The sequence below is a fragment of the Kitasatospora sp. NPDC001527 genome, assembly GCF_040298605.1.
Taxonomy (GTDB): domain Bacteria; phylum Actinomycetota; class Actinomycetes; order Streptomycetales; family Streptomycetaceae; genus Kitasatospora.
In genome coordinates, this window is record NZ_JBEPAM010000003.1 from 264151 (window position 1) to 279186 (window position 15036).

General features: G+C 73.3%; 13 protein-coding genes. 5 read left to right on the top strand and 8 right to left on the bottom strand.

The features are described 5' to 3' along the window. Positions 1 to 55: 55 nt before the first annotated feature. Positions 56 to 844 carry a DUF4037 domain-containing protein gene (locus tag ABT238_RS04870; protein ID WP_350560618.1) on the top strand — a complete coding sequence of 263 codons (789 nt, stop codon included), beginning with the start codon at positions 56 to 58 and terminating at the stop codon, positions 842 to 844. A gap of 73 nt (positions 845 to 917) precedes the next feature. Here ABT238_RS04870 and ABT238_RS04875 read toward each other — a convergent pair whose 3' ends face one another. The 6 genes from ABT238_RS04875 to hisC all read right to left on the bottom strand — a co-directional run bounded on the left by ABT238_RS04875 (position 918) and on the right by hisC (position 7784). Continuing rightward, on the bottom strand, positions 918 to 2267 hold the full coding sequence (locus ABT238_RS04875; protein WP_350560457.1) for an oxygenase MpaB family protein: 1350 nt from the start codon (positions 2265 to 2267) through the stop codon (positions 918 to 920). A gap of 124 nt (positions 2268 to 2391) precedes the next feature. Then, the gene (locus tag ABT238_RS04880) at positions 2392 to 3294 is read right to left on the bottom strand and encodes an oxidoreductase (protein ID WP_350755553.1); all 903 of its coding nucleotides are present in this window, start codon (positions 3292 to 3294) and stop codon (positions 2392 to 2394) included. Positions 3295 to 3332: 38 nt separating this feature from the next. Then, entirely contained in the window at positions 3333 to 3944 is a 612-nt protein-coding gene (locus ABT238_RS04885; RefSeq protein ID WP_350755554.1) for a Uma2 family endonuclease, read from the bottom strand. A 127-nt stretch (positions 3945 to 4071) separates the two neighbouring features. Then, positions 4072 to 5652 (bottom strand): sensor histidine kinase, encoded by a 1581-nt coding sequence (locus ABT238_RS04890; protein ID WP_350755555.1) that lies wholly within the window; start codon positions 5650 to 5652, stop codon positions 4072 to 4074. Positions 5653 to 5663: 11 nt separating this feature from the next. Beyond that, complete coding sequence (locus tag ABT238_RS04895; protein ID WP_350560465.1) at positions 5664 to 6419, bottom strand: response regulator transcription factor; 756 nt, start codon at positions 6417 to 6419, stop codon at positions 5664 to 5666. A 294-nt stretch (positions 6420 to 6713) separates the two neighbouring features. Further along, a complete protein-coding gene (hisC, locus tag ABT238_RS04900) occupies positions 6714 to 7784 on the bottom strand; it encodes a histidinol-phosphate transaminase (RefSeq protein WP_350755556.1) in 1071 nt (356 codons plus the stop codon). Between the two features lie 331 nt (positions 7785 to 8115). Between hisC and ABT238_RS04905 the strand changes: the two genes are divergently transcribed. Further along, positions 8116 to 9273 carry a LacI family DNA-binding transcriptional regulator gene (locus ABT238_RS04905; RefSeq protein ID WP_350560469.1) on the top strand — a complete coding sequence of 386 codons (1158 nt, stop codon included), beginning with the start codon at positions 8116 to 8118 and terminating at the stop codon, positions 9271 to 9273. 146 nt (positions 9274 to 9419) lie between these two features. Then, positions 9420 to 10631, top strand: coding sequence for a metallophosphoesterase (locus ABT238_RS04910; protein WP_350560471.1), 1212 nt, complete (start codon positions 9420 to 9422; stop codon positions 10629 to 10631). Between the two features lie 72 nt (positions 10632 to 10703). Here the strand turns inward: ABT238_RS04910 and ABT238_RS04915 are convergent, their stop codons facing one another. Next, positions 10704 to 12002, bottom strand: a complete 1299-nt coding sequence (locus ABT238_RS04915) for a hypothetical protein (RefSeq protein WP_350755557.1) — start codon at positions 12000 to 12002, stop codon at positions 10704 to 10706. A gap of 223 nt (positions 12003 to 12225) precedes the next feature. Here ABT238_RS04915 and ABT238_RS04920 point away from each other — a divergent pair, with 223 nt between their 5' ends. Continuing rightward, the gene (locus ABT238_RS04920; RefSeq protein WP_350560475.1) at positions 12226 to 12618 is read left to right on the top strand and encodes a VOC family protein; all 393 of its coding nucleotides are present in this window, start codon (positions 12226 to 12228) and stop codon (positions 12616 to 12618) included. Between the two features lie 68 nt (positions 12619 to 12686). Here the strand turns inward: ABT238_RS04920 and thiC are convergent, their stop codons facing one another. Beyond that, positions 12687 to 14534, bottom strand: a complete 1848-nt coding sequence (gene thiC / locus ABT238_RS04925; RefSeq protein ID WP_350755558.1) for a phosphomethylpyrimidine synthase ThiC — start codon at positions 14532 to 14534, stop codon at positions 12687 to 12689. 292 nt (positions 14535 to 14826) lie between these two features. Here thiC and ABT238_RS04930 point away from each other — a divergent pair, with 292 nt between their 5' ends. Continuing rightward, complete coding sequence (locus ABT238_RS04930; protein WP_350755559.1) at positions 14827 to 15033, top strand: NfeD C-terminal domain-containing protein; 207 nt, start codon at positions 14827 to 14829, stop codon at positions 15031 to 15033. Positions 15034 to 15036: the final 3 nt, after the last annotated feature.

The following is a 15036-nucleotide window of genomic DNA, read 5'->3' on the forward strand; positions in this document are numbered from 1 at the left end:
GGGGAGGTGCTCCGGGTGTGCCAGACTCCGCCCCGTGCGAACAATCGTCGAAGCGATGGCCGGCCGGCTGGCCGGTGTGCCGGGAGTGGTCGGCGTGGTGCTCGGCGGCAGCCGGGCCCGGGGCGAGCACCGGCCGGACTCGGACTGGGACCTCGGCCTCTACTACCGCGGCGCCCCCGACCTCGACGCCCTGCGCGAGGTGGCCGGACCGGGCGTCGAGGTGGCCGGACCCGGCGGCTGGGGGCCGTGGGTCGACGGCGGGGCCTGGCTCACCGTCGAGGGCCTCGGCCGGGTGGACTGGATCCTGCGCGACCTCGACCGGGTCGACCGGGTCCGGGCCGACTGCCTGGCCGGCCGCTACGAGGTGGGGATCCAGGCCGGGCACCCGCTCGGCTTCTGGTCACCCTGCTACGTCGGGGAACTGGCGCTCGGCCGCGTCCTCGCCGACCCGTCCGGCGAGCTGGCCGAGCGCCGGGCCGCGTACGCCGGCTACCCGGAGCCGCTGCGGGCCGCGCTGATGGCGAGCACCTGGGAGGCCGGCTTCCTGCTCGACGGCGCCGCCAAGGGCGCGGCCCGCGGCGACACCCTGTACGTCGTGCTCTGCCTCTCCCGCGCCGTCGGCATCCTGGTGCAGGCGCTGTACGCGGCCGACCGGCGCTGGTGCCTCAACGAGAAGGGCGCCCTCGCCGTCGCCGGGGAACTGCCCGCCGCTCCGGCCGGCTTCGGCCCGCGCGCCCGCGCCCTGCTCGCCGCCCCCGGCGACGGGCCCGCGGCGCTCACCGCCACCGTGGCCGCGGCCCGCTCCCTGGTCGCCGACACCGAGGCGGCGCTGCGGGCCGCCTGACGGTCCGTCCGGCGGATGGTTCGGCGGGCGGTTCGGCCGGCGGTCCGGCAGGTCGTCCGAGGGCCGGGCACGGCTACGCCCGCCCGAGGAGCTGGGTGCCGGGAGCGGAGGGGGCGCGGGCGGTGAAGTAGTCGACGAAGCCGCGCAGGAACTCCGCCACGGTGATCACGCCGTCCCCGTCGGTGTCCAGCTGGCGGAAGCCGTGCGAGAGTTCGGCCGGATGCACCCGCCGGCCGTCGAACAGCACCCGGTACTCGGCGAAGTCCATCAGACCGTCCCCGTCGGCGTCGGCCGCCTCGAACACCGCCCGCAGCGCGGGCAGCAGGCCGCCCTCCAGGTACGCCGGGTCGCGGTCGCAGCCGGCCAGCGTCGCGGCGACGTACTCGGCCCGGCCGATCCGGCCGTCGCCGTCGGTGTCCATGGTCGCCCGCAGCTGCTCCCACCACGCCTCGAACGCGGCGTGCACCCGGGCCTCGCCGGCCTCGGAGAGCTCCAGCTGCCAGCAGACGTTGTGCGCCATGCACGCGAAGTCGCGGACCGTGAGGTGACCGTCCCCGGTCTGGTCCAGGACCTCCCGGAAGAACCGTTCCAGCCGGGGCGGCCGGGTGTCCTGGCGCGGCATCCGCCGGGGCCGGGACGGCGGGCGCACACCGGGGGCGCGGTAGCGGTAGCGGTCCGGCAGCCCGGTCAGCACCGCCCGGCCGCCGCGGTGCAGCACCCGGGACAGCACCGCCCCGCGGCGGGTGGGGACCAGCCCGAACCGCTCGCGGTACACCGCCGGGAGGTCCGCGACGGTCAGCTCGGTGACCACCCGGGCCACCACCGACCGCAGCACCCGCCAGCCGGCCGGCCCGAGGAAGCGCAGCCGGCGCGGACAGGGCGCCTCGTGCAGGAAGTCGTACAGCAGGTGCCGCGCCGCCCCGGTGAACTCCAGCCGCTCGGCAGTGGTCCGCCGCAGGTAGCCGGGCAGCTCGGCGGCGGTCGCGGGCAACTCCCCCGCCGGCAGCCCGAACACCGCCGCGATCTCGGCGAACTCCCGGTACAGCGCCTCCAGTTCCTCCGCCGAGTACGGCCGGCCGCTCAGCTCCCGCATGGCGGCGACCGCTTCGAAGAGGGTGAGGAGCACCCAGGCCCGGGTGGCGGGGTCGCGGGCGTCGTACTCCCGGCCGTCCTCGGCGGTGCCGTGGATCCGCCGGTGCGCCCGGTCGAGCCGCTGGACCTCGCGCCAGAGCTGCTCCTGGTCGGCCTGGAAGAGCCGCTGCCCGCTGCCGAGGGTGTGCTCGATCCGGCGCCAGGGGTGGCCGCGGTAGGCGGAGTGCTCCGCCATCCCGGCCGCGACCACCGGATGCGAGGCCTGGAGCACCAGCAGCCGCCAGGCGACGAGCACGATCCGCCACTCCGAGAGGTCCCGTCGGAAGGACACCTCGGGACGTGGTGCTGACGCTGTCATCCGGACCTCGCCTGGGAGTTGTGGAACCTTCGCGTACGGGCGTGGCTGTTCCCGGCCGGCCGGCGGGGAAACCAGACGCGGGATTGATCAGACGGTCCTACCGGGCGGGCGCCTTCAGCTCGGCGAGGTCCGCGAGGTCCCCCGCGTCCAGGCGCAGCGAGGCGGCGGCCACGTTCTCCTCCAGGTGCGCCGGCGAGGAGGTGCCCGGGATGGCGAGGACCGCCGGCGAGAGGGCGAGCAGCCAGGCCACCATCACCTGGGCCCGGGTGGCGCCGTGCCGCTCGGCGACCCGGCGCAGGGCGGGGTGGTCGGGCACGCCGCTGCCGCCCAGCGGGTAGAACGGCACGAAGGCGGTGCCGCGCCCGGTGCAGTCGGCCAGCAGCCGGTCGTCGGCCTCGTCGTGCTCCAGCACGCTGAACCTGTTCTGCACCGCGACCACCGGGGCGATCGCCCGTGCCTCGGCGAGCTGGGCCGCGTTCACGTTGCTGACGCCGAGCCGGCGGATCAGCCCCTCCTCGCGCAACTCGGCCAGCGCGGCGAAGGGTTCGGCGATCGAGGACTGGCTGGGCAGCCGGCGCAGGTAGACCAGGTCGAGGTGGTCCACACCGAGCTCGCGCAGATTGCGGTGGACGGCCGCGCGCAGGGCGTCCCGGTCGGCCGGGTCCATCCAGCCGCCGTCCGGCTCGCGGCCGGGGCCGACCTTGGTCGCGATCACCAGGCCGTCCCGGTACGGGTGCAGGGCCCGCCGGATCAGGTCGTTGGCGGAGACGTCGCGGAAGAAGTAGAACCAGGCGGTGTCGATGTGGTCGACGCCCAGCTCCACCGCCCGGCGCAGCACCCGCAGGCTCTGCTCCGGGTCGCAGGCGGGGCCCTCCCAGTCCCGGGAGGGCAGCTTCATCGCGCCGAACCCCATCCGGGACACCGGCCGTTCACCACCGAGCAGGAAGGTACCGGCCGCACCGGCGGAGGGGACGGGAGCAGGGGCATGAGGAGTCGTCATGATCCCTATCCTCGCCCAGGGACTCCCGGACGAGAAGGTCAGTCCTGTCGGCCCCCGGTGATCGCCGGACCGATCGCGAACCCCTTCGCGGGTCCCTCCGGGATCACCGCCTCCGCGCCGTAGGGCGTCCGCTCCGATCGGGCGTAGGCGCCGCGCTCCGGGTCGGGACCGGTGAGGACGGTGACGGCGCCGCCGTCGTCGTAGTCGTCGATGATCACGTGGACGGGGATGCCGGCGGTCGCGTAGGCGCGGTGCTTGAGAACGCGGTCGCGCTGGCGGTTCTTGTGTCCGGGCGAGACGGTCTCGACCATCATGGCGACGCCGGAGGCAAGGATCCCCAGGCCCTCGGGATGCACGATCTCCTCGAGGTCGTCCGGCGCCACGTAGACGTGGGGAATCGTGACCTTGAGGCCGCTGATGACATTCCCGTCGTTCCCCGGAGCCCACCCGGTGCCCCGCAGATGGTCATGGAGGGCGAGGAACATCCGCCGGTTGATCATCATGTGCCGGGCCCCGCCTGCAGGTGACATCTCGATGGCTCCTTCGATGATCTCCGCGTGGAAGCCCTCGGGGACCTCCATCGCCTTCCACACCTGCCACAGCGCCTGGTCCAGGTCCACGACGGTCTCCTCGGCTACGAGCGCGAACATTGAGACACCCCTCATTCCCGTCCAGTGTGATCAGCCTGCGCAGTACCGCACAAGCCACGGCCGTACCCTCACACGCCGACGGCGGATGGCGGGGGTGATGCATCGAGGTTCACTCGATCAGGGGGTTTCAGCGCTGGTGGGGGAGTTCGAGGCGGAAGGTGGCTCCGGTGCCGGGGGTGGTGTGGAGGGTGAGGGCGCCGCCGTGGGCGTGGGTGAGGGCGGTGGCGATGGCGAGGCCGAGGCCGGCGCCGCCGCGGCGGTCGTGGCGGCTGCGGGAGGCGTCCACGCGGTAGAAGCGGTGGAAGACCAGGGCGGCCTGGTCGGCGGTGAGACCGGGGCCGGAGTCGGCGACCTCCAGCAGGCAGAGGCCGTCGCCGGTGCCCACGCCGATCCGCACCGGGGTGCCGGACGGGGTGTGCTTGACGGCGTTGCCGACCAGGTTGGTGACCACCTGGCGCAGCCGCGCCTCGTCGCCGAGCACCGGCGCGGGCCCGGGCGGGCCGCTGCCGTCCGGGCCGGTGAGGGCGACCGGGCGGCTCGGGTCGAGCGCGACGAGGTCGTGCAGGGCGTCCGCGGCGAGCGTGCGCAGGTCCATCGGGGCGAGGTCGAGCGGGCGCTCCTCGTCGAGCCGGGCGAGCACCAGCAGGTCCTCGACCAGCGCGCCCATCCGCACCGCCTCGTTCTCGATCCGGCCCATGGTGCGCCGCACGTCGGCCTCGGTCGGCAGGGCGCCCATCCGGTACAGCTCGGCGAAGCCGCGGATGCCGGCCAGCGGGGTGCGCAGTTCGTGCGAGGCGTCCGCGACGAACCGCCGCATCCGGGCCTCGGACTCCGCGCGGGCGGCGAACGCGGACTCGATCTGCGCCAGCATGCCGTTCAGCGCGGTGGAGAGCCGGCCGACCTCGGTGTGCGGCGGGAGGGCCGGCATCCGGTGGGAGAGCTCCCCGGCGGCGATCCGCTGGGCGCCCTCCTCGATCCGGCGCAGCGGCCGCAGGCCGGCCCGCACGGCGAAGAAGCCGAGCGCGGCGATCAGCACCAGGACGGCGCCGCCGATGCCGAGGAAGGCGGTGCGCAGCCGCTCGACGGTGCCGTCGACGTCCTCCCGGGAGACGGCGACCATCACGTACGCGGAGGCGGGCGCGGGCGCGGCGAAGGGGCCGGCCACCGGGGTGCTCTGCCGCTGCAGCGGCACGACCAGGACCCGCCAGCGGTCCCGGCCGCCGCGCTGGTCGGGCAGGTCGAAGGGGGTGCCGGCCTCGACCCGGGCCGGGTCGAAGCCGGCCAGCTGCGGCGCCGGGTCGTTGTCGGAGACCGGCTGGCGCACCGCGAACTGCACCTTGCCGTCGGCGGACAGGTACTGGACCAGGTACTGGCTGGGCAGCGCGGCCAGGTACTGCGTGCGCTTGCCGCCCATCGACGGCTGCTGCTGTTGCTTGGCGTCCGGCCAGTTGAGCCGGGACGGGGCGCGGTGGGCGAGCGACTCGCCGTAGCGCTCCAGCTGTTCGTCGAGCCGCTGCACCAGCTGGTGGCGGACGGTGCCGAGCACCACGGTGTCGCTGACCACCAGTCCGGTGGCGACCAGGGCGAGCGCGAGCACCAGGAGCCGGGCGCGCAGCGACAGCCGGCCGCGGCGGCGCGCCGGGTCGGGCTCCGCCGTGGCCGGTCCTGCGCTGGCCGGTCCTGCGGTGGCCGGTTCTGCGGCGGTCAACTCGGTGCTGCTCAGCTCTGCGGCGGGCGGCGCAGGGCGTAGCCGATGCCGCGCACGGTGTGGATCAGCTTGGGCCCGTGCGCCGGGCCGGAGTCGAGCTTGCGGCGCAGGTAGGAGATGTAGGACTCGACGATCGAGAGGTCGCCGCCGAAGTCGTAGGCCCAGACGTGGTCGAGGATCTGCGCCTTGGAGACCACCCGGCCGACGTTGGCCATCAGGTAGTGCAACAGCTTGAACTCGGTCGGGGAGAGCGCGACGACGCTGCCGCCCCGGGTGACCTCGTGGGCTATCGGGTCGAGGACGAGGTCGGCGACGATCAGCCGGCCGTCCTCGGCCGGCCCGCCGGAGCGGCGCAGGATGGCGCGGATCCGGGCGATCAGCTCCTCCAGGCTGAACGGCTTGGTCACGTAGTCGTCGGCTCCCGCGGCGAGGCCCTGGACCTTGTCGCCGACGCCGTCCTTGGCGGTGAGGAAGAGCACCGGCAGGTGGTCGCCGGGGTGGCCGTGGGAGGGGCCGGCGATGAGGCCGCGGCTGGTCTGCTCGCGCAGCCGCTCGACGATGGTGAAGCCGTCGAGGTCCGGCAGCATCACGTCGAGGACGACCAGGTCCGGGCGGTCGGCGGCGATCAGGCGCAGCGCCTCGGCCCCGGTCGCGGCGGAGGCCACCCGGAAGCCGGAGAAGCGGAGCGAGGCGGACAGCAGCTCGCGGATGTTCGGTTCGTCGTCGACGACGAGGAGGAAGGCCTCCCCCGGGCCGCCGTTGCTCACCGCCGGGGTTCCTGGTGTCGACACAGTGCCTTGCACGGGGGTTCCGCCTCCCGGTCGGACGATGGCGTTTCAGCTCGAGGCTAGCCCGGGGAGGGTATGGGCCATCGATGAATGTTGGATTAACACCTTATCGGGCGGTTTTGTACGGACGGACCCACGGGGCGGGCGTGGGTGGTGTGCGCACGGCTCCGGCGGCGGGCCGGGGCGGCGGCACCGGGCCCTCCCCCGCAAACGCCGCGGCGGAGCGGGCGGCCCCACCGGGCCGGCCACGCTCCGCCGCGGACGCGGGTCGGGCTACAGCTCCTTGCGGAACGCCTCCGCCACCGCGAGGAAGATCGAGTTGCCCTCGACCTCGCCGATCGAGATCCGCACGCCCTCGGGGAACGGGCGGACGATCACGCCGGCCGCGGCGCACGCCGCCGCGAAGTCCTGCGAGCGCTCGCCCAGCTCCAGCCAGACGAAGTTGGCCTGCGAGTCCGGGATCTCCCAGCCCTGGGCGCGCAGAGCGGCGACCACCCGGCCCCGCTCCTCGACCAGCGCGTCCACCCGGACCATCAGGGCGTCCTCGGCGCGCAGCGAGGCGACGGCCGCGTCCTGGGCGAGCTGGGTGACGCCGAACGGCACCGCGGTCTTGCGCAGGGCGTTGGCCACCGGCTCGTGCGCGATCGCGAAGCCGACCCGCATCCCGGCCAGGCCGTAGGCCTTGGAGAAGGTCCGCAGCACGCAGACGTTCGGGCGGTCGCGGTAGAGGTCGATGCCGTTGGGCACCTCGGGGTCGCGGATGAACTCGATGTACGCCTCGTCGATGACGATCAGCACGTCCGCCGGGGCGGCGTCCAGGAAGCGCTCCAGCTCGGCGCGGTGGATCACGTTGCCGGTGGGGTTGTTGGGGTTGCAGACGAAGATCAGCCGGGTCCGCTCGGTGACCGCGGCGAGCATCGCGTCCAGGTCGTGGTCGCCACCGGCGGTGAGCGGCACCGGGACGGGGGTCGCGCCGGCGACCTGGGTGATGATCGGGTAGGCCTCGAAGGAGCGCCAGGCGAAGATCACCTCGTCGCCGGGGCCGGCGGTGGCGAGGATCAGCGACTGGGCGACGCCGACCGAGCCGGTGCCGGTGGCGATGTGCTCGGCCGGCACGCCGAAGCGCTCGGCCAGCACGGCGGTCAGGTCGGTGACGGCCATGTCCGGGTAGCGGTTGAGCTTGCCGGCCGCCGCGACCGCCGCCTCGAGCACGCCGGGGAGCGGCTCGTAGGGGTTCTCGTTGGACGACAGCTTGTACGCGTCGGCGCCGGCGGGCTTGCCCGGCTTGTAGGTGGGGATGCCGTCCAGGGTCGGCCTGAGGCGGGGGCCCTGTGCTGCGGTCACGGTCGCTCTCCTTCTGTCATTCCGCTGCGTTCGCCCGCCACGGTCGGGATCGCCGCCGTGCCCGGGAATCGGAACGCACCCGGTCCACCCCGGTCGGGTGCCCTGAACGATACCGACCCCACTCACCCGTAGGAGTGAGATGCCCGGTCGGGTTACACGTGCAGATCAGCCATTCTGCCGGGTTCCTTTGGCACATGTCAGAGGTAAACCGGCTGGTTTCGTGCGGGGATCGAAGGGGCGCACACGGGCTCACTCGTGGAGAAACGTATCTCCACAGGCTCCCAATGCGCCGGTCACAGACCCTTGTCAGGAGCCATACGATCGGTCCGCCATGACAGCAGCAGCCAACCAGAGCGGTCGGCGACCCACCACCTCACGGCGTCTGGAGCGGGCCGGCATCCGGGATGTGGCAGCAGCCGCCGGAGTGTCGATCACCACCGTCTCCGACGCGCTGAACGGGAAGGGCCGCCTGCCCGACGAGACCAGAAGCCGGGTGCGCGAAGTCGCCGAGCGCCTCGGTTACCGCCCCTCGGCGGCCGCACGGACCCTGCGCACCGGACGGTCCGGACTGATCGGTCTGACCGTCACCACCTACGGCGAAGAGCCGTTCACCTTCACCGAGTTCGCCTACTTCGCCGAGATGGCCCGGGCCGCCACCAGCGCCGCCCTGGGCCGCGGCTACGCGCTGGTGGTGCTGCCCGCCTCCTCCCGGCACGACGTCTGGGGCAACATCGCCCTGGACGGCACCGTGGTGATCGACCCGCCCGACCAGGACCCGCTGGTCAGCGAGCTGTACCGGTCCGGCGTCCCGGTGGTCAGCGACGGCAAGCCCGGCAACTGCCCGGTCACCGCCTGGGTCGACAACGACCACGAGGCCGCCGTGCTCGGCATCCTCGACCACCTCTCCGAGGCCGGCGCCCGCCGGATCGGCCTGCTCACCGGCACCAGCACCGACACCTACACCCGGCTCTCCACCGAGGCCTACCTCGGCTGGTGCGCCAAGGTCGGCCAGGAGCCGGTCTACGAGACCTACCCCGCGCACGACCCGGCCTCCGGCGCCGTCGCCGCCGACCGGCTGCTCGCCCGCCCCGACCGCCCGGACGCCGTCTACGGCCTCTTCGACCCCAACGGCACCGACCTGCTCGCCGCCGCCCGCCGCTACGGCCTGCGGGTGCCCGACGACCTCCTGCTGGTCTGCTGCAGCGAGAGCGACGTGTACGCGAGCACCGAGCCGCCCATCACCACCCTGTCGCTCAAACCGCGCCGGATCGGCACCACCGTGGTGAACCTGTTGATCGACGCCATCGAGGGGGTGGACTCCGGCACCGGCGTCGACATCGCCCGGCTCTTCCCGCCCCGCTTCCGCACCGCCGGCACCGGCCCGCCGCCCGGCACCCTGATGCCCACCGAACTCATCGTCCGCGCCTCCTCCCAACGGCGGAGCCCGCGCACCACGGTCAGCCCGCCCCGCCCGCCGGGCGAGGTGTGACCCCGGGCCGCACCCGCCGGGTGTGTGGCCCACCCCCTGCCGAGTCGGGACAAATCGGACCTGACGGACCGACCGGCTGACGCTCCGGAGGATTGGATACCCACCAGGTGACGACGCCGGGAGAGTGGTCTTCCTATGATGGGCGAATGACACCCGAGGACCGCTTCCCCGGGCCTGAACACCCGGACTCAGGCCCACGCCACCAGCCGGACCTCGACGTGCTGCCGTACGGCACCTATTACGAACCGGAACCCGTCGCCGAGTACTCCGGGGGCGGCTACGAGGCCGAGACCTACAGCGGCTACGGCGGCGCCCGCTACCTCGAACAGCACTGGCCGGCCGCCGGCCCCGAGCACGGCCACACCGTGCACGCCCACAACGGCCCCGACGGCCACGCCGGTTACGAGCCGACCCTGCCCGACCACCCGTCCCCCGCGCACGGCGGCCACCCCGGCGCGCAGAGCGACGACCCGCCGACCATCGAGCTCGGCCCCCCGCTGGCCGAACCCGGCCTGCCCTACCACCCGTACCCGGCCCCCGGCCCCGGCGAGCCGCCCGGCCCGCTCTACGTGGTCGGCGACGTGCACGGCTACCTCGACGAGCTCCGCGCCGAGCTGCGCCACCAGGGCCTCATCGACGCCGACGGCCACTGGTCGGCCGGCCGCTCCCGGATCTGGTTCCTCGGGGACTTCACCGACCGGGGCCCGGACGGCATCGGCGTCATCGACCTGGTCATGCAGCTCGCCGCCGAGGCCGCCGCGGCCGGCGGCTACTGCCGTGCCCTGATGGGCAATCACGAACTGCTCTTCCTGGGCGCCGCCAGGTACGGCGACGAACCGGTCCAGTCCACCGCCGGCACCGCCTCCTTCCTCGCCGCCTGGCGGCTCAACGGCGGCCAGCAGAACGACCTGGAACGCCTGGAGGCGCACCACATCAGCTGGCTCTCCCGGCTCCCGGCGATCGCCCTGGAGGACGGCCACCTGCTGCTGCACTCCGACACCACCGCCTACCTGGAGTACGGCGAGTCCATCGCCGAGGTCAACGACGCCGTCCACGACCTGCTCGCGGACGAGGGCGTGGACGAGTGGTGGGACTGCTTCCGCCGGTTCACCAAGCGCTTCGCCTTCCGCGGCGACGCCGGCCCGATGGCCGTCCGCGAGCTGCTGGACACCTACGGCGGCGCGCGCGTGGTGCACGGGCACAGCCCGATCCCGTACCTCACCGGCGCGGTGCACGCCGACGACGGCATGCCGCCGCACGTCCCGGGCCCGTACGTCTACGCCGAGGACCTGGCCGTCGCCATGGACGGCGGCGTGACGATGGAGGGCCGGCTGCTGGTCTCCCGCCTGCCGATCTGACCACTGCGGCCCGCCCCGGAAGGCGCGGGCCTTCCGGGGCGGTACGGGTCGGGCGGCCGGGCCCGGCGGGGGTCAGCCCCGGCGGGCGCGGCGGACCAGCGCGAGGGCGGCGGCGCCGACCGCGAGCAGGGCGGCGGCGATGCCCGCCGGGACCGCGGGGGAGGAGCCGGTGTCGGCCAGCTCGGTCCGGCGGTCCGCCGTCGTGGTCGGGGAGGGCTTGGCCGCGGCCTTGACCACCGTCGGGGTCGCGGTCGGCGAGGCGGCCTTGCTCGGCGCGGCGCTCGGCGCGGCGGCCGTGCTCGGCGCGGCGCTCGGGGTGATGCTCGGGGTGGTGCTGGGCCGGGCGCTCGGCACGGGCGCGTTCGGGTTCACGCAGTCGGGCGCGCCGTCGACGGGGGTGGTGGCGAGCCGCTCGGTGGTCCAGAAGAGCACCGGACCGGCCCCCGGGAAGTAGCCGAAGCCGAGCTTCGGGTCCGAGGGGTCGAGCTTGAAGTTCTTGCCCAGGGTGATCCGGGCGTTGAGCACCTTGTTGTCGACCGGTCCGGTCGCCCACTTCGCCACGTCGACGGTGCCGCCGGTCATGCCGACCGCGCCCAGGTCCACCCGGTGCCAGCTGCCGTCCTTCGGGTCCTGGACGTCCACCTCGGCGTCACAGGCCGCCGGGCCCTCCATCGAACCGACGCCCTGGCCGGCCCAGAGGAAGAAGGAGGCGGTGGTGATGTGCCAGTCGAAGTTGTTCGCGGTCTTGATCGAGACCTTGAACGGGTGCGGCCTGCCGTCCGCCGGGATCGACTTCGGCAGCCCCTCGATGGTCGTGGTGAGGCCGTTGACCTTGACGATCCGGGCGGCCTCCGCCACCCGCTCCGCGACCTGGCCGCCCTGGCTGAACCGGGAGGCGAGGAAGGTCTCGAACCCGATGTCCACCGCCGGGCCCCGGTGCTTCGTCTGAACCACCTTGAAGCGCAGCTTGAAGGTGCGCTCCGCGTGCGGCTGCAGCTCCACGGCGGCACCGGTGACGTCGGCCGCGACGCCCTCGTAGCCGCCGGTCCCGCCGCCCAGGTCCTGGGCCGTCAGCTTCACCGGCTGCCACGCACCGGAGGCACCGTCGGCATACTCCACCACGACCTGGTCCGGGCCGAGCCACTGGGACCCGATCACGATCAGCAGGTGCTCGTCGACGGAGAGCTTGTCGGTGTCGTTCCTGACCGTCACTGACCCTTCGGACCAGCCTCCGCCGGGCTCGACGGAGGCGAGTCCGTCCATCCGGAGGCTGAATGCCCGGTCGCCGCCGGCCGCCTGGGCGGCGGGGGCGGTCAGTGCGATCGGCGACGCGACCAGCGCCGCCGCCATGAGCACATGGCGAATTCTCACATTTACCTCGATGATCCGAAAAGGCCGCGATTCGGGCGGCTACGCGGGGATTCCCCCCACCGCGCGGGCGCAGACTATCCGATGATCATATTGAGATGTCAATGAACTATTTCCCGGCGGGAATTCCATACAAGTCGACAAAAAAGGGGGCTTGATCACGGCGGCCGACCGGCGGATCGTGGAGGACGCCATCCGACCGCGTCCCTCCCCGACTGGAGCCACCATGGCCACCCTCCGCGTGAAGGCCTTCGACCACCTCGTGCTCAACGTCCGCGACGTCGAACGTTCACTGGAGTTCTACAGCGGCCTGCTCGGCCTCGAACCGGTCCGCGTCGACGCATGGCGGGCCGGCGAGGCCCCCTTCCCGTCCATCCGGATCACCCCCGAGACGATCATCGACCTGACCAACCGTCCGCGCGGCGAGTCCAACGTCGACCACATCTGTCTCACCGTCGACCCGCTCGACTGGCAGGAGGTCATCGACTCCGGCGCCTTCACCGTCCTGGAGGGCCCCGTCCCGCGCTACGGCGCCCGCGGCAACGCCAACTCCGTCTACGTCCAGGACCCGGACGGCAACACCGTCGAACTCCGCTGGTACCCCGAGGACGCCGCCTGACGAACGGCTGCCGCTTGCGGGGACCGGCCGGTCCCCGCAAGCGGCAGCCGTCGGGCCGCACCGGACCGTCAGTCGGCCAGCGGGAGGTAGACCTTGTTGCCCTGGGCGGCGAACTCGGCGGACTTCTCGGCCATGCCGGCCAGCGCCTCGGCCCCGTAGGAGGAACCGACCGCCGTCGAACCGTCGCCGTGCTCGTCGCGGATCTTCTGACTGATCTTCATCGAGCAGAACTTCGGACCGCACATCGAGCAGAAGTGGGCCGTCTTGGCGGGCTCGGCGGGGAGGGTCTCGTCGTGGAAGTCGCGGGCCGTCTCCGGGTCGAGGGCCAGGTTGAACTGGTCCTCCCAGCGGAACTCGAAGCGGGCGTCGGAGAGGGCGTCGTCCCAGGCCTGGGCGCCGGGGTGGCCCTTGGCGAGGTCGGCGGCGTGGGCGGCGATCTTGTAGGTGATGACGCCGGTCTTCACGTCGTCGCGGTTGGGCAGGCCCAGGTGCTCCTTGGGGGTGACGTAGCAGAGCATCGCGGTGCCCCACCAGGCGATCATCGCCGCGCCGATGCCCGAGGTGATGTGGTCGTAGCCGGGCGCGACGTCGGTGGTGAGCGGGCCCAGGGTGTAGAACGGGGCCTCGTCGCAGATCTCCTTCTGGAGATCCATGTTCTCCTTGATCTTGTGCATCGGGACGTGGCCCGGGCCCTCGATCATCACCTGGACGTCCTTGGCGCGGGCGATCCGGCCCAGCTCGCCCAGCGTCTGCAGCTCGGCGAACTGCGCCTCGTCGTTGGCGTCGGCGATCGATCCGGGGCGCAGGCCGTCACCGAGGGAGAAGGTGACGTCGTAGCGCGCGAGGATGTCGCAGAGCTCCTCGAAGTTGGTGTAGAGGAAGTTCTCCTCGTGGTGCGCCAGGCACCAGGCGGCCATGATCGAGCCGCCGCGCGAGACGATGCCGGTCTTGCGGCGGGCGGTCAGCGGCACGTAGCGCAGCAGCACGCCGGCGTGCACGGTCATGTAGTCGACGCCCTGCTCGCACTGCTCGACGACCGTGTCGCGGTAGACGTCCCAGCTCAGCTCCTCGGCCTTGCCGTCGACCTTCTCCAGCGCCTGGTAGAGCGGCACGGTGCCGATCGGCACGGGGGAGTTGCGCAGGATCCACTCGCGGGTGGTGTGGATGTTGCGGCCGGTGGAGAGGTCCATGACGGTGTCCGCGCCCCAGCGGGTGGCCCAGGTCATCTTCTCCACCTCCTCCTCGATCGAGGAGGTGACGGCGGAGTTGCCGATGTTGGCGTTGATCTTCACCAGGAAGTTGGTGCCGATGACCGCCGGCTCGACCTCCGGGTGGTTCACGTTCACCGGGATGACGGCGCGGCCGCGGGCGACCTCCTCGCGGACGAACTCGGGCGCCAGGCCCTCGCGCAGGGCGACGAACTCCATCTCCGGGGTCACGATGCCGCGCTTGGCGTACCCGAGCTGGGTGACGGCGGCGCCGTCGCGGCCGCGCAGCGGGCGGCGCGGACGGCCGGGGAAGACGGCGTCGAGGTTGCGCAGGTCGCCGCCGCGCGGCGAGGTGTGCCGGATGCCGTCGTCCTCGGGGCGCGCCTCGCGGCCGTCGTACTCCTCGACGTCGCCGCGCTGGCGGATCCAGGCGTCGCGCAGGGCGGGCAGGCCGCGCCGCACGTCGGGTTCGTAGTCCGGGTCGGTGTACGGCCCGGAGGTGTCGTACAGCGGGACGGTCCTCCCGTTGGTGAGCACGACCTCGCGGTACGGCACGCGCAGGTCGGGGCGGGAGCCCTCGCGGTGGGCCTTGCGCCAGGCCGGGGTCGGGTAGCCGGTGCCGGCGCTGGTGACGGCGGCCCCGGGGCCGGACCGGTCCTCGGCGGAGCGGGGCTGGGCAGACTGCGGCTGTGCCTCAAAGGTGGTCATCGGACCTACTACTCCCTACGCCGGCATTACCCGGTCAGGTTCCTGCGGTCGACGCAGCCGCCGGTCCGTCCGTCGACGTCCCGTTCAGCGCCCTCTCAGCCCGGTGCTCCGAGCTCCCGCGTCCGCAGGCGGTGTTGCCCGCGCATGACGTCCAACACCGTAGCGAGCCGATCGCCGGAGGTCCAGAGCGGGTCCGGGAGGGGGAACGGCGAGGTCCGGACGGTGAACGGGGGGCGCGCGGGCGCCGCTGCGGGCAGACTGGCCCCGTAGCGGACGAGGCGAGGAGGCCGGTGTGGTCGGGAGCACGGGGCGGGTCACCGGGGCGGTCGGTGCGGGGCTGGTCGGCGAGGTGATGGTGCACGTGCCGGAGCGTCAGGGCACCGAGGCGTTCCTCGCCTACCTGGCCGTGCCCGGCGAGCGGCTGACGGTCGGGACGCCGGTGGTGGTGATCGAGTACCAGCCGCCGAGGACGGTGTACGTGGCGCCGATCAGTCCGTGACAC

Excerpts from the sequence above, each read along its gene's own strand:
- ABT238_RS04910 (WP_350560471.1), top strand. The coding sequence starts at position 9,420 with ATGACACCCGAGGACCGCTTCCCCGGGCCTGAACACCCGGACTCAGGC.
- ABT238_RS04920 (WP_350560475.1), top strand. The coding sequence starts at position 12,226 with ATGGCCACCCTCCGCGTGAAGGCCTTCGACCACCTCGTGCTCAACGTC.
- thiC (WP_350755558.1), bottom strand. The coding sequence starts at position 14,534 with ATGACCACCTTTGAGGCACAGCCGCAGTCTGCCCAGCCCCGCTCCGCC.
- ABT238_RS04885 (WP_350755554.1), bottom strand. The coding sequence starts at position 3,944 with ATGTTCGCGCTCGTAGCCGAGGAGACCGTCGTGGACCTGGACCAGGCG.
- ABT238_RS04905 (WP_350560469.1), top strand. The coding sequence starts at position 8,116 with ATGACAGCAGCAGCCAACCAGAGCGGTCGGCGACCCACCACCTCACGG.
- ABT238_RS04880 (WP_350755553.1), bottom strand. The coding sequence starts at position 3,294 with ATGACGACTCCTCATGCCCCTGCTCCCGTCCCCTCCGCCGGTGCGGCC.
- ABT238_RS04870 (WP_350560618.1), top strand. The coding sequence starts at position 56 with ATGGCCGGCCGGCTGGCCGGTGTGCCGGGAGTGGTCGGCGTGGTGCTC.